The sequence below is a fragment of the Cognatiluteimonas weifangensis genome, assembly GCF_003416885.1.
Taxonomy (GTDB): Bacteria; Pseudomonadota; Gammaproteobacteria; order Xanthomonadales; family Xanthomonadaceae; genus Cognatiluteimonas; species Cognatiluteimonas weifangensis.
Genome location: NZ_QVPD01000016.1, coordinates 15351 through 28587 on the forward strand (window position 1 = coordinate 15351; position 13237 = coordinate 28587).

Genomic DNA, 13237 nt, shown 5'->3' on the forward strand with positions numbered 1-13237 from the left:
CACGCCCGCGGCGCGGCGGGTTCAATGCGCGTCCGGCGGCGTGCGCTCGTCGTCGCCCGTGCGCGTCGCGCCCGGCGGCGACGCGGCATCCTGCGGGCCGGCGGCCGGCGGCAGCGACTGCGGCGGCGCGTCCTCGTGCAGACCCTTCTTGAAGCCCTTGACCGCCTCGCCCAGATCCTGGCCGACGTTCTTCAGGCGCTTGGTGCCGAACACCAGCACCACGATCAGCAGCACGATCAGCCAGTGCCAGAGACTCAGACCGCCCATGTGCGTGTCCGCCGGTTGGAGGGGGCGACAGGATAACGCAGCGTCCGTAAACCCGCGTTTGCCCGGCGATTACGGGGCCGGCGGCAGTGGCTCGGTGGTGGCCGGGTTGTCCTCGACCGGCTGGAACGGGGTCGGTGCCGGGTCCGTCGGCGCGGCCGACTGCGGTTCCGTCACTGCCGCCGACTGCGGGACCGCGGTCGCGGCCGGGGCGGCGGCCGCGGCGGCGGGTGCGGGGGAATCGCGGCGCGCGGCGCGGGCCGCGGCGGTGGCTTCCTCCAGCGCGTCGCGGAAGCCGACCACGGCATCGGACGGGCGTTGCGTCGCGCGGTCCTCGAAGATCATCCGCGGCGTGGTGTCGCGGCCGTACACGGCCTCGTTGGCGGCATCGTCGATCGCCAGCACCGCACCGTCCAGGGCGACGCCGGCAAACAAGCCGCGGGCGCGCGACCAGGACCAGATCTCGGCCTTCATCTCGCCGTCGGTGGAGGCCGAGGCGTTGCGCCCGACCGGGCCGGCGGCGACGCCGGCATCGGCGCCGAGGGTGAATTTGCCGTTGACGATCGACTCCAGCCCGCGGTCGCTGCGGAACACCAGCACCACGTCGGCCGACTGCACCCCGGCCTGGAAGCCGATGCTGCCGCCGGTGAGGGTCACGAAGCCGGGGTTGGACCAGGTGCCGTCGGCGCGCTTGACCGCCAGCAGGCCGTGGCCGCGGCGGCCGCCGATCACCAGCCCGGCCTTGATCGTGTCGGGCACCACCACGATCGCGTGCGCCTCGTCCAGCAGCTTGTCGGGGATCGCCGATTCCGGGATCGCCTGGATGTCGGTGAGCACCCGCACCGCGTTCTGCGCGCGCGCATCCTCGCGGCTGCCGGCCTGGGCGACGGCGGCGACGGCGAACAGCACGAGCGCGGACAGGCGCAGCAGGCGGGGGGCGGGGCGCAGAACGGGCATGGCGGACTCCGGGGCGGGATCGAGGTGGCGGGAGCAGGCGGATCTTGGAATCGGCTGGAGCGAGGCGCCGAGCGTGCGGCGCCCGACGCCGGGACAGCGCGCAAGTCGCGATTCAGGCTAGACGCGCCGGCATGAATCGCGAGTGAGCCGCGCCTGGCCGTGCCAAGCGCGCGCGCGCCTGCCATCCTATGGCGATGACCGACCCTTCCGCCACCGACGCTTCCGCTCCCGACGCAGCCGCGACCGCGCTGATCCTGGCCAACCTCGGCACCCCGGCGGCGCCGACGCCGCGCGCGGTGCGGCGCTTCCTGGCGCAGTTCCTGCACGACCGCCGGGTGGTGCAGCTCACGCGCTGGCTGTGGTGCCCGCTGCTGCATTTCCTGATCCTGCCGCTGCGCGGCCCCAAGGTGGCGCGCAAGTACGCCGCGATCTGGCTGCCGGAAGGCTCGCCGCTGGCGGTGTACACGCGGGCGCTGGCCGCGGCGGTGCAGCAGCGCCTGCCGCAGGTGCAGGTGCTGCATGCGATGCGCTACGGCGAGCCGGGGCTGGACGCGGCGTTCGCTCAGCTGCGCCGGCAGCGGGTCGGCCGGGTGCTGGTGTTGCCGCTGTATCCGCAGTACTCCACCACCACCACCGCGTCGATCGCCGACGTGGTCGGGCGCGCGCGCAGCATGCCGACCGCGCTGCTGCCCGAGTACCACGAGGACCCGGGCTGGATCGCCGCGATCGCCGGCTCGATCCGCGCGCACTGGGCCGCGCACGGCCGCGGCCAGCACCTGCTGCTGTCCTTCCACGGCATCCCGCAGCGGCTGGCCGACGCCGGCGACCCGTACCCGCAGCAGTGCGCGGCCAGCGCGCGCGCGATCGCCGCGGCGCTGGATCTGGCGGACGACGCCTGGAGCCTGGCGTACCAGTCGCGCTTCGGCCGCGAGCGCTGGCTGCAGCCGGCCACCGCCGAGCGCCTGGACGCGCTGGCCGCGGCCGGCGTGCGCACGCTCGACGTCGCCTGTCCGGGCTTCGCCACCGACTGCCTGGAGACGCTGGAGGAAGTGGCGATGATGCTGGCCGAACGCTTCGCCGCGGCCGGCGGCACGCTGCGCTACATCCCCTGCCTCAACGCCGCGCCGGCGCACGCCGATGCGCTGGCGGCGCTGGCGCGGCGCGCGCTGGCGGCGGACTGAGGCGCGGCATGCGCGAGTTCGTGCTCGATACGCCGCTCGGCCGCATCGCCGGCCTGCGTGCGGGCGAAGCCGGGGCGCCGCCGGTGCTGGCGTTGCATGGCTGGCTCGACAATGCCGCCAGCTTCCTGCCGCTGGCCGCGCACCTGCGCGGGATCGAACTGGTGGCGCCGGACCTGCCCGGCCACGGCCGCAGCGCACACCTGCCGCCGGGCGCGGACTACTCCTTCGCCGCCGCGGTCAATGCCGTGCTCGACATCGCCGACGCGCTGGGCTGGGAGCGCTTCGCCCTGCTCGGGCACTCGATGGGCGCGGGCATCGCCAGCCTGCTGGCGGCGGGCTGTCCGCAGCGGGTGCGACGGCTGGTCGCGATCGAGGCGCTGGGCGCGCTCGCCGAAGCGCCCGAACGCACCGCCAGCCGCCTGCGCGAGGCGGTCGCCAGTGCCCGCGCGCTGCCGGGCAAGCGCCTGCGCGTGTTCCCGGACCTTGCCAGCGCGGTGCTGGCGCGTACCCGCGGCGTCACCGGCAGCGCGCTGGATCCCGCGGCGGCGCGCCTGCTGGTGGAGCGTGGCCTGGTCCCGGTGCGCGCCGGCGACGACGGCCCCGGCGGCTACGCCTGGAGCAGCGACCCGCGCTTGACCCTGCCGAGCCTGCAGCGCATGACCGAACCGCAGGTGCGCGACCTGGTGCGCGCGATCGCCTGCCCGACCCGGGTGATCCACGCCACCCCGGCGCAGCCCTACCTGCCCGAACCCTTGCGCAGCGAGCGCGCGGCGCTGCTGCCGCGCGGCGAACTGGTGCTGCTGCCCGGCGGCCATCACCTGCACATGGAACGGCCGGCGGCGGTCGCCGTCGCGATCGGCGACTTCCTGACCGCCGGCGACGATTGAGCCGCGGCTACGGCTGCTTCTGCGACAGCTGCACGCTGTAGACCACGCCCTCGCCCTCGTCGGTGGTGAACGACAGCAGCGCGGTGCCGCGGGCGTTTTCGTAGGCCAGCAGGTGGTTGGTGTCGTCGTCCATCGCCGCCATCGACTGCTTCCAGCCGGCACCCTGCATGTGCTTCTGCGCGGCCGCGGCCACCACCGGCACCTTCCCCGGCGCGCGCACCGAGACCATCGTGAAGCCGGCCGAATCCATCACGCTCTCGACCTTGTAGCGGGCCGGCAGGAACACGTCCTTGGGGAATCCGGCGGGCAACTGCGCGCTGTCGCCGCCGCTGATCGTCATCGCGTCCTTGCCGCTGCCGAAGGTGACCTTCTCGCCGTCCTTGTCGACGGACACCGCTGTGCCGGTCATGGCCCCGATCGCCGCCTCGGCGATGCGTTCCTCCGGCGACTTGCCGCATGCGGCCAGGCAGGCCACGGCCAGTACCGCCACCAAAATCCCCTTCGACTTGCGCATTGCTCGCTCCCCTGAACGGCGTCCCACGACGCCTGCAACGAAAGCCGAACGCGCAAAGCGGCTGCCAGCGGCCATCGCGGCGGGCAGGTCGGCCCAATCGGCGTTGGCGGGTCGCGCCGGCGGCAAGGGCGCTCGGCAGTGGAATCGCGGTCCGCCCGTGTCCCGGACCCGCGCGATACTCGATCCCGTGTCCGGGTGCGGCCATGATCGGCGCGGCCGCAAATGCCGGTCCTCGTTCGCGCGGGGATGGCGGCGAGGCCGCAGACCGCGCCTAGTTGCCGAGCAGTATCCGCAGCGTCGCCTTCAGGCGCCGGCCCTCGGCGTGGAAGTAATCGCGCTCTGCGCGCCACGCCGGACAGCGGGTTTCCACTTCCCGCCAGAACGTGCGCGAGTGATCCGGGCGGATCAGGTGGCACAGCTCGTGCACCAGCACGTACTGGAACGCCGACGGCCGCGCCAGCACCAGCGACAGGTCCAGGGCGACGCTGCCGTCGGGCGCCAGCGAGCCCCATTGCGAGGACATCACCTTGAATTGCACCCGCCGTGGCGGCCGCGGCAGCGACGGCAGCTGCCGCGGCAGCCAGCGGCCCAGGTCCGCGCGCGCCTCGCCGGTGTAGAAATCGCGCAGCGCGCGCCGCAGTGCGGCGTCGTCGGCACCGGCGGGTGCGGCGAACACCAGCGCCGTGTCCGTGCGCCGCAGGCGCGCGTAGCGCCCGCTCTCCCAGCGCAGCGGCAGCCGCGCGCTGCGCAACGGCAAGGTCGCGGTAGCGTCGCGCTGCAGCGGCGCGATGGCATCGCACGCGTACTGCGCCAGCTGCACCGCCAGCCAGTCGCGGTGCTCGGCCAGGAAGCGCTCGCCCGCGGCCAGGCTGGCGCGTGGCGGCAAGGTCAGACGCGCGCCGCGTTCGTCGACGCTGAGCCGCAGCCGGCGCGCGCGCGGATCGCGCACCCGCGCCACCTGCACGCGGCGGCCGTCGGCCAGCGCCAGTTCGACCGCGTCGCGTTCGAGGCCGCGGGGCTTGGGCGCGAGCAGGCGGAAAGGATCGGGCATGGCCGTCATTGTAGAAGCGTGGCCGGCGCGCGATGCGCAGTTCGCGGGGCTCGCGGCGCGCGCGCAGGGTCGCCGACGGTGCGCGCCGGGGTGCTTGCGGCTACGTCGTTGCGGCGAAGCCGCGCCGCTGCGCTTCAGGCATCGACGCGGCTGAGCTTGAGCGCCGGCTCGAGCACGCTGAACAGGCGTTTGAGTTCGCCTGCCAGCAACGCGAAGCGCGCGTCGAGTTCGGCCCGCAGGTCGTCGCGTTCGCTCGATTCGAGCTGGTCGACCGCGCCGTCGAGCAGCTTGAACTTGCGCAGCACCAGGTCCTCGCCGAGCACGAAGCCGACGTGGTCGTCGAGGGTCAGCGCCAGCCGCGTCGCCTGCTTGCCGACGTCCAGGTGCTTGCCGATCTCCTCGCCGGTCAGTTCCAGGCGCTGGCACTTGACCACCGCGCCCTTGTCGGCGGCGTCCTTGAGCTCGCATTCCTCGCCCAGCGACAGGCCCTCGGGCAGCGGCTCGCCGGCGATCCAGCCGGTCAGCACCGCGCGCGGCGCGACCTCGGCATTGACCGGCAGCGCCGGGAAACTGCCCAGCGCGTGGCGGATCTCCGACACCACGTTCTCGGCCTGCTTGCGCGAGGCGGTGTCGACCACGCACAGGCCGTGCTCCAGGTCGAGGATGGCGTCGGTGCGGCCGGGGCGCACGAAGGCGCGCGGCAGCAGCTCGTGCACCAGGTCTTCCTTGAGCCGCTTGCGCGCGCGGCCGCCGGGGCGGCGGCCTTCCTTCTGCTCGAGCTCGGCCAGCTTCTTCTGCAGCAGGTCGTTGACCACCGCGCCGGGCAGCAGCTTGTCCTCGCTGCCGACGCTGAGCCAGATGGCGTCGCCGATCCGGTGCGACAGCTCTTCCGCGTCGCGGCCGAACGGGGACACGAAGCCGCGCGAGGACAGCTCCAGCGCGCCGACCGGCTTGAGCGCGCAGGCGGCGAGGCGGGAGTCCAGGTCGGCAAGGTCGAGTGAAGTGGGGAAGCGGAACAGGGTCAGGTTGCGGAAGAACATCGATGATCCAGTTGGAAGACGGGGTGTTGCTTGTGCTGAACGAAGTCAAGAATCTTCAAGTTGCGAGGGCACGGCGGCGTGGCCGGGCTGCGCCGGGTGCGCCATGGGCGGCGCGCGCCGGCGTGTGGCAGCCGGACGCGGACTTCGCGTCGCAGCGCCGTCCGGCCGCGGCGCCGTGCCTCCGCCCGACGTCACGACCTCACGTTGCACGGTCGTGCGTTTCCCCGCCCAGCCAGGCATGCGCATCCGGCAGCGCGCTGCCGTCGCGAGTGCCCAGGGCGAGAAAGTCGAACAGCTTCGGGTCGCTCAGCTGCGAGGGGCGGATGTCGCCAAGCGCACGGGCGATGGTCTCGATCCGGCCGGGCGACTCCTGCTCCCAGGCCTGGAGCATGCGCTTGACCTGCTTGCGCTGCAGGTTGTCCTGCGAGCCGCAAAGGTTGCAGGGGATGATCGGAAACCCCTTGGCCTGCGCATACGCCTCGATGTCGGCCTCGCGCACGTAGGCCAGCGGCCGGATCACCACGTGCTTGCCGTCGTCGCTCAGCAGCTTGGGCGGCATGCCGCTCAGCTTGGCGTGGAAGAACAGGTTCAGGAAGAAGGTCGCCACCAGGTCGTCGCGGTGGTGGCCCAGCGCGATCTTGGTGAAGCCGTGCTGTTCGGCGTAGGTGTACAGCGCGCCGCGACGCAGGCGCGAGCACAGCGAGCACATCGTCTTGCCCTCGGGGATCACGCGGGTGACCACCGAATAGGTGTCCTGCTCGATGATGTGGAAATCCACGCCGAGGCCGCGCAGGTAGTCCGGCAGCACGTGTTCCGGGAAGCCGGGCTGCTTCTGGTCGAGATTGACCGCGGTGATGCTGAAGTCCACCGGCGCTTTCTTCTGCAGCTGCAGCAGCACGTCCAGCAGCGTGTAGCTGTCCTTGCCGCCGGACAGGCACACCATCACCTTGTCGCCGTCCTCGATCATGCCGAAGTCGGCGATCGCGCGGCCGACCTGGTGGCGCAGGCGCTTGCCGAGCTTGTGCTGCTCGTGCAGCTGCCTGTCGGCGCGGGGCGGGATTGCGGGCAAGGACTGGAGCGGGGACATGCGTTGTGCGGCGAGCCGGGCCGGCCATTCTAGCTTGCGCACTCCTGGCCGGCCGCGCGGGGTGCAATGGGCGACCGCGGTTCCGCGTGCTTGCGGCCATCGGCCTGTGGCCGAATCCGGGTAAGCTCGGCGCGTGACCCAGCCGACCGGTCCCGAGGAACTCGCCCGCATCGCCCAGCGCGTGGCCCTGCTCAGGCAGGAGCACCGCGAGCTGGATGCAGCCATCGTCCGGCTGCAGGCCGACCGCGGCGCCGACGAGCTCGCGGTCAAGCGGCTGAAGAAACGCAAGCTGCTGCTCAAGGACCAGATCGCGCGGCTGGAGAGCGCGCTGATCCCCGACGAGCCGGCGTAGCCGCACCCAAGCCGGCGTAACCCGACCTGCGACGCGGCGCGCGCTGGTGCGGGCCCTACGCGAGGTCGTCGGCGAGCACGTCGAGCATGCGCAGCAGCTCGCTCTGGCGGTGCATGCCGGTCTTGTCGAACACCGATTGCAGGCGCGTGCGCGCGCCGCCTTCGGCGATGCCCAGGGCGGCCGCCGCCTGCGGCAGGTCGCCGTGCCGACGCAGCGCGACGGCGAGCGCGGCTTCGGCCGGGGTCAGGTCGAACAGGTGCCGCAGTTGCGCGCCCAGCCGCTCGTCGTCGCCGGCCTGCAGCGGACGCACGAACAGCACGAAACTCGGCATGCCCTCGCCCGGCGCCGCGACGCCGAAAGGCCGCAACGTGGCGAAGGCGACCAGCGAAGCCAGCCGGTCGTAGACCGGGATCGTGTTCGGACGCAGTGCCGCGGCCCCGGCCGCGAGCCGGCGTTGCGCGCCCTGCCACGCCGCGCGGGTCACCGCCGACGGGCTGTCGAGGCGGCCGCCGTGGCGGCCCTGCCACCAGCCGGCGGCGACCATGCGCTCGGCGCCCTCGTTGCCGCCGCTCCAGCGCAGGTCAGCGTCGAGCAGGAACAATCCGCAGTCGCCGCGTTCGGACAGCGCCGCGTGCGCCTGCAGCTGCTCGAAGCCGAGCATCAGCGCGTAGGCATTGACCCAGTGCGGCGCCAGCTGCCGGAACAGCGCCAGTTCCTCGCTGCCGTAAGGGCCGGCGCGCTCGGACCGGCATGGCGCCAGCAGCGCGGTACGGGTGCGCGTGCGCAATCCGCACAGGGCGACCGCGTGCAGGGTGTCGATCTCGCGCAGGAACTCGGCGTAATAGCGCGTGCGCTTGATCTCGGCCGGGCTGGCCCAGTCGTCGCCGTCGAGCACCGCGCCGGTGTGCATCGCCGCGGCCGAGCGCCGGAACCAGAGCCGGTCGTCGGGCGAGCGGAAGTCGCTCTGGTAGCGCCGCACCAGCCGCGGCTCCACCCGGCCCAGCAGCAGGGTGCGTCCGTGCTCGCCGGTGTCCTGGCAGACCAGGGCGGTGAGGTGGCTGCCGGAGGCGGCGCTGAGGCGGTCGAGGAAGTGCTGCAGACGCGTGCGCTCGGCGGTGCCGGCATAGAGGTCGGCCAGCAATGCGTCGTAGTCGGACTGGCCGAGCACCTGCCTGCGTTCCTGTCAAGTCGTGTCTGGGAGCTGCACCGAGGCCGAGTCTGCGACATTTTTGCGGCGTGGTGGGGGAATCGACGGTCCAATGGTGTGCCAGGGAGGGCGCGCCTCCGCGTCGGGCGCGGAGGCGCGGCACAGTACTGCGGCGATGACACGGCCGATCCAGGGGAACGAACAGGCGCATGGAGCCGACGAACGGCGGCTCTGGCGCGACTGCGTGCGCGCCGCGCAAGGCGAGCTGGGCGACGGTCTGGCGCGCGCGCTCGCCGCAGGCCGGGTCGACCCGGCCCGCTACGCGCAGTGGCTGCGCGCCGAACGCGCCATCGGGCGCGACCTGATGCAATTGCTGCAGCCGATCCAGGCGACCTGCGCCCGGCCCTCGCCGCTGGCGCAATGGCTGGACGCCCAGGCGCAATGCCTGCAGGCGGCCGCGGCGGCGCTCGATGGCGATTTGCAGGCCCTGGGTGTCGAGGCGCGCGACGACTCGCCGGCGCTGCGCAGCGCCTGCCGGCTGTGGCCCGCGGGCAAGCTGGCCGATCGCCACGCGGTGCTGGGCGCGGTGGCGCTGCTGGATGCGGCGATGGACGGGCCGGCGCACGCCGCCGTCCGCGCGGTGGCGGAACTGCCCGCGCTCGCGCACGGCGGCGGCTGGCTGGCGTACCGGCTGCGGCAGCTCGCCGCGATGATGCCGCGGCGCCGGCAGCTGCTGGAGCGGTTGCCGCTGGAGGCGCCGGCGTGGACGGCGCTGGTGCGTGGCGCCCATCGCGCCGCCAGGGTGCAGCGCGACCTGCACGAGGGCTTGTGGTCGCCGGCCGCGCGCGGCTGAGCGCTCAGTCGGCGGGCGTCGCTTCGTCGGGCTTGGCCGCTTCCGGGCTGACTTTCTCGATCGTGTGCCGCAGTTCGCGGCCGAGGATCACCTTGGCGTCGCGCGCCCAGGCGTCCAGACGCTGGTCGAACACCAGCTTGTTGTGCTCGTCCGGCCACACCAGCTTGAGCTCGCGCAGCTTGAGGATGAAGCCGCGGAACAGTGACTTGTCGAAGAACTCTGGTGCCGCCGGCGCGTACAGCAGCGATAGCCGCTGCGCGGCCAGCTGGCACAGGCTCTCCAGCTCGGCGGCGCCGAGGGTGCCGGGGCCGTTCTTGGACAGCACCGAGATCGCGATGTAGTAGCGCTCGAACGCCTGCTGCAGCGCGTGCCCGATGGCGCGCAACCGGAACACCTCGTCGCTCTGGCCGGCGTTGCGCGCGAGGATGCCGCCGTCGTCCTCGCCGCCGCTGTCGACGACCTGCAGCAGGCCCTCGCGCACGAACACTTCGATGGTGCGGTCCAGCCGCTGCGCGAATTCCTCCTCGGTCCAGGGCAGGAACAGCTCGGCCTTGAGGAACGGATACATCGTCCGCCCCAGCTGCAGCACCGCCTGCCGCGGCATCCGCCGGTTGTGCTGGAAGCAGCAGGCGATCCAGCCCGAGGCGGTGAACAGGTGCAGCACGTTGTTGCGGAAGTAGCTCAGCAGCACCGCGGTGTCGCCGTCCACGCCGAGCACGTCGCCGAGCGGGTGCGGCGTGCGCGTGAGCATGCCGATTTCCTCGCCGTGGGCGAGGATCTGCGCCGGGGTGTGCGGGGTGACGGTGACGCGCTCGCCGTAGGGCACCTCCGCCAGCAGGGTCTTGGACAGCGCGATCTGCGCCAGCAGGTCGGCCTCGCCCATCGCGTGCTTGGGCGTGGACAGCAGCGCCATGGCCAGCAGGTTGACCGGATTGACGTCCGCGGCGCGGTTGATCTCGACCTGGATCCGCTGCGCGGTGGCGTCCACGGTCGCCGACAGCCAGTCCGGGCGGTCGTCGTCGTCCAGCGCGCTGCCGTCCCATTGCGGCGCGTACGCGGCCAGTTGTTCGGCCAGCGCGACCGGCTCGCCGAAGTTGACCACCACCTGGCCGTAGTTCTGCCGCAGCACCCGCGGGATGCCCCACAGCAGCGCCCAGATCGATTCGGCCTCCTTGGGCTTGCCGCTGAGCTCGTCCAGGTAGCTGGCGCCCTCCATCAGCTTCTCGTAGCCGATGTACACCGGCTGGAACAGCACCGGGCGCGTGGGCTGGCGCAGGAACGCGCGGATCGTCATCGACAGCATCCCGCCCTTGGGCTGCAGCAGCCGCCCGGTGCGCGAGCGTCCGCCTTCGATGAAGTACTCCAGCGAATAGCCGCCGGCCACCAGCTGCGCGACGTACTCGCCCAGCACCGCCGAGTACAGCGCGCTGCCGCGGATCGAGCGGCGGATGAAGAACGCGCCGCCCTTGCGCAGCAGGGTGCCCAGCACCGGCAGGTTGAGGTTGATGCCGGCGACGATGTGCGGCGGCACGATCCCGCGGGTGTACAGCAGGTAGCTCAGCAGCAGGTAGTCCATGTGACTGCGGTGGCAGGGCACGTAGACGATCTCGTGCCCGGGCGCGGCCGCCTTGAGCTTGTCCAGGTGGTGCACCAGCACGCCGCGGTAGATCCGGTTCCAGACCGAGGTCAGCAGAAACGAGACCGAGCGCACCACCGGGTGCGAGTAGTCGGCGGCGATCTCGTAGGCGTAGGCGTGCGCCTTCTTCCACGCGTCGGCGTCGCCCTTGCCGCTGCGGCCGTCGCGGCGCGCCTGGTCGGCGATCGCCTCCTTGACCGTCTCGGCGCTGAGCACCTTGTCGATCAGCAGCCGGCGGGTCGACAGGTCCGGCCCGATCACCGCCTCGCGGATGCGGTGGAAATGGGTGCGCAGCACCCGCGACAGCTTGCGCACGGTGCGCTCGGGGTCCAGGCCCTCGGCGACGATCGCGCGCAGGTCCACCGCCGGGGCGAACTGCACCAGGGTGTCGCGGCCGTTGAGCAGGATCGCCAGCAGCCGGCGGAAGCGGCCGACCAGGGTCCAGTTTTCCGAGAACAGCACCGAGAACCAGCCGCTCTGCTTGTCCGGGGCGCGGCCGACGAAGATCGACACCGGCACCAGCTGCACGTCCAGCGCCGGGTCGGCGCGATGCGCCTGCAGCAGCCGGGCGAGCGAGCCGGAGTGCGTTTTCACCGGCCGCAGCGGCTTGTTGGTGGCCAGGCTGGCGGCGCGCCCGAGCGCGCTGCCGGCGCTGCGCCGCGACAGCGCGACATAGGCGCGCTTGCGCCCGAGCGGGTCGCCCGGCAGCGGCCGCAACGGCGAGGGCAGCCCGGCCTCGCGGCAGGCGCGGTCCAGGATCAGGGCGTTGGACAGGCCGTAGTCCTCGAGCACGTAGCACAGCGGCCGCGCGTCGACCTGCGGCCCCCCGGTGGGCTCGACCTTCAGTCCGATCCAGGGCTCCAGCAGCTTGCCCAGCCCGCGCGCCCACCACGGCTGGCGCGCGCGGGGTGCGGCGCGGTGCCAAGGGCGGTCGCGCGGATCGGCGGCCATCGGCAACTCGGCCTGCTCGGGAACCCGCTCGGCCACGGCCCCGCGCCCGCTTGCGTCCGTCTCCCCGGCGCCGCTGTCGCCCGCGGCCGCCGCGGGTTCCGGCGTGGTCGGCCCGACCGCCGCAGGCGACGGTTCCGGCGTGGGCGGCGGGTCCTCGGGGGGCTGGAACGGAAGGGTCGGCTGGGTCGGCATCGCCGCCATTATCGCCGAGCGCGCGGCCCGGGGCCGGTGACGGTCCCGGAGGGCACTGCGTGCGCGGGGGCCGGGCGCGCCAGCGCGGCTTCGGCATGGCGCAGGTAATCGGCCAGGTACCAGCGCCCGTCCACGCGCCGCAGCGAGACCACGGTGTCGATGTCCTGGCCGGCGAGGCGGTAGCGCATCCGTACCCGGGCACGGTCGCCGGTCTGCTGCTGCAGGCTCGCCTCCAGGGTGCCCAGGTCGGCGTCCAGGTCCAGGCCATAGGCCGTCAGCGCCTGCTTGAAGGCGGCCGCGAACGGGCCCAGGCGTCGCAGGCTGGCGTCCATCCCGGCCTCGCGGAAGGCGGCGGCGGAGGTCAGGCCGGTGCGGCGGGCGGCGCCGGCCAGCTGCGCGAGCGCCTGCCGCGCGCGCTGGCGGTCGCCCAGCGGCGCGCTCGCGCCCCACTGGCTGATGGCGGCGATCAGCTGGGCGTAGTGCTGGCGCTCGTCGTCGCTGTAGCCGGCCTCGTGCGCCACGTACTGCGCGCCGAACAGGCCCAGCGAGGCGGCGGCGGTCTTGAGGGCACGGTCGGCGCCGGCGAACTGGCGCTCGAAGACCTGCTGCAGGTGCGCTTCGGCGTCGGGCGCAGCCAGCGCCGCGAGCATCTCGGGCAGGCGCGAGCCGAACGGCAGCTCGTCCAGCGGCCAGCGTGTGCGGCCCTCGCGCCAGGCGGCTTCCAGCCGGCCGTGCAGCTCCGGCGGCACCGCCTCGCGGGCGAACGCCTGCAGCTCGTTGTCGCGCAGGTGCGCGGTCAGCTGCCGCACCGCCTGCGCCGGCTTGGTGGCCGCGATGGCGGCCGTTGGCGGCGGCGGCGGCGGGGGTTGGCATCCGGCCAGGAGCAGGCCGGCACTCAGCAGCAGGATGACGCGACGCGGGATTGCGGACATCGGCATGTGGCGGGGCGCCCTCCCCGGCGCAGCCGCATCTTGGCTGCGGCGGCGGGTACGGGCAAGGCCGCCGGTCGCGCCGTCGCCGTGTGGCCGCACGGCAAGGGCAAAGGTTCTTCCGGCCACCGGGATCGACTTTGGACGGAGCCGCCGCCCAGCGGGCTGGGGTGTTGCGCCCTCCTGACGATGTCCT

Annotated in this window: 13 protein-coding genes; 4 read left to right on the top strand and 9 right to left on the bottom strand. The window is 73.2% G+C overall.

Annotated features, from left to right (window positions below; translation table 11 throughout):
• Positions 1 to 21: 21 nt before the first annotated feature.
• Positions 22 to 267 carry a Sec-independent protein translocase subunit TatA gene (tatA, locus tag D0Y53_RS13210; protein WP_117203538.1) on the bottom strand — a complete coding sequence of 82 codons (246 nt, stop codon included), beginning with the start codon at positions 265 to 267 and terminating at the stop codon, positions 22 to 24.
• A 69-nt stretch (positions 268 to 336) separates the two neighbouring features.
• Positions 337 to 1221: a lipid-binding SYLF domain-containing protein gene (locus D0Y53_RS11885; protein ID WP_117203539.1), complete on the bottom strand. Its 885-nt coding sequence runs from the start codon at positions 1219 to 1221 to the stop codon at positions 337 to 339.
• A gap of 194 nt (positions 1222 to 1415) precedes the next feature.
• Between D0Y53_RS11885 and hemH the strand changes: the two genes are divergently transcribed.
• Together hemH and D0Y53_RS11895 are read left to right on the top strand one after the other, a co-directional pair.
• Positions 1416 to 2402 (top strand): ferrochelatase, encoded by a 987-nt coding sequence (hemH, locus tag D0Y53_RS11890; protein ID WP_117203561.1) that lies wholly within the window; start codon positions 1416 to 1418, stop codon positions 2400 to 2402.
• An 8-nt stretch (positions 2403 to 2410) separates the two neighbouring features.
• On the top strand, positions 2411 to 3289 hold the full coding sequence (locus D0Y53_RS11895) for an alpha/beta fold hydrolase (RefSeq protein WP_117203540.1): 879 nt from the start codon (positions 2411 to 2413) through the stop codon (positions 3287 to 3289).
• A 7-nt stretch (positions 3290 to 3296) separates the two neighbouring features.
• On the opposite strand, the gene D0Y53_RS11900 is transcribed toward D0Y53_RS11895, so the two are convergent.
• The 4 genes from D0Y53_RS11900 to ttcA all read right to left on the bottom strand — a co-directional run bounded on the left by D0Y53_RS11900 (position 3297) and on the right by ttcA (position 6981).
• Complete coding sequence (locus tag D0Y53_RS11900; RefSeq protein ID WP_117203541.1) at positions 3297 to 3803, bottom strand: hypothetical protein; 507 nt, start codon at positions 3801 to 3803, stop codon at positions 3297 to 3299.
• A 271-nt stretch (positions 3804 to 4074) separates the two neighbouring features.
• Complete coding sequence (locus tag D0Y53_RS11905) at positions 4075 to 4854, bottom strand: YgjP family zinc-dependent metalloprotease (RefSeq protein WP_117203562.1); 780 nt, start codon at positions 4852 to 4854, stop codon at positions 4075 to 4077.
• A gap of 134 nt (positions 4855 to 4988) precedes the next feature.
• Positions 4989 to 5894, bottom strand: a complete 906-nt coding sequence (locus D0Y53_RS11910; protein WP_117203542.1) for a recombination-associated protein RdgC — start codon at positions 5892 to 5894, stop codon at positions 4989 to 4991.
• A 199-nt stretch (positions 5895 to 6093) separates the two neighbouring features.
• The gene (gene ttcA, locus D0Y53_RS11915) at positions 6094 to 6981 is read right to left on the bottom strand and encodes a tRNA 2-thiocytidine(32) synthetase TtcA (protein WP_117203543.1); all 888 of its coding nucleotides are present in this window, start codon (positions 6979 to 6981) and stop codon (positions 6094 to 6096) included.
• A gap of 133 nt (positions 6982 to 7114) precedes the next feature.
• Between ttcA and D0Y53_RS11920 the strand changes: the two genes are divergently transcribed.
• On the top strand, positions 7115 to 7333 hold the full coding sequence (locus D0Y53_RS11920) for a YdcH family protein (protein WP_199492062.1): 219 nt from the start codon (positions 7115 to 7117) through the stop codon (positions 7331 to 7333).
• Positions 7334 to 7388: 55 nt separating this feature from the next.
• Here the strand turns inward: D0Y53_RS11920 and D0Y53_RS11925 are convergent, their stop codons facing one another.
• The gene (locus D0Y53_RS11925; RefSeq protein WP_117203544.1) at positions 7389 to 8501 is read right to left on the bottom strand and encodes a helix-turn-helix transcriptional regulator; all 1113 of its coding nucleotides are present in this window, start codon (positions 8499 to 8501) and stop codon (positions 7389 to 7391) included.
• 154 nt (positions 8502 to 8655) lie between these two features.
• Between D0Y53_RS11925 and D0Y53_RS11930 the strand changes: the two genes are divergently transcribed.
• Complete coding sequence (locus tag D0Y53_RS11930; RefSeq protein ID WP_117203545.1) at positions 8656 to 9333, top strand: hypothetical protein; 678 nt, start codon at positions 8656 to 8658, stop codon at positions 9331 to 9333.
• Positions 9334 to 9337: 4 nt separating this feature from the next.
• Here the strand turns inward: D0Y53_RS11930 and plsB are convergent, their stop codons facing one another.
• Together plsB and D0Y53_RS11940 are read right to left on the bottom strand one after the other, a co-directional pair.
• Positions 9338 to 12121 (bottom strand): glycerol-3-phosphate 1-O-acyltransferase PlsB, encoded by a 2784-nt coding sequence (gene plsB / locus D0Y53_RS11935; RefSeq protein ID WP_117203546.1) that lies wholly within the window; start codon positions 12119 to 12121, stop codon positions 9338 to 9340.
• Positions 12121 to 13044 carry a hypothetical protein gene (locus D0Y53_RS11940; RefSeq protein WP_117203547.1) on the bottom strand — a complete coding sequence of 308 codons (924 nt, stop codon included), beginning with the start codon at positions 13042 to 13044 and terminating at the stop codon, positions 12121 to 12123. The genes plsB and D0Y53_RS11940 overlap by 1 nt, the downstream gene beginning before the upstream one ends.
• Positions 13045 to 13237: the final 193 nt, after the last annotated feature.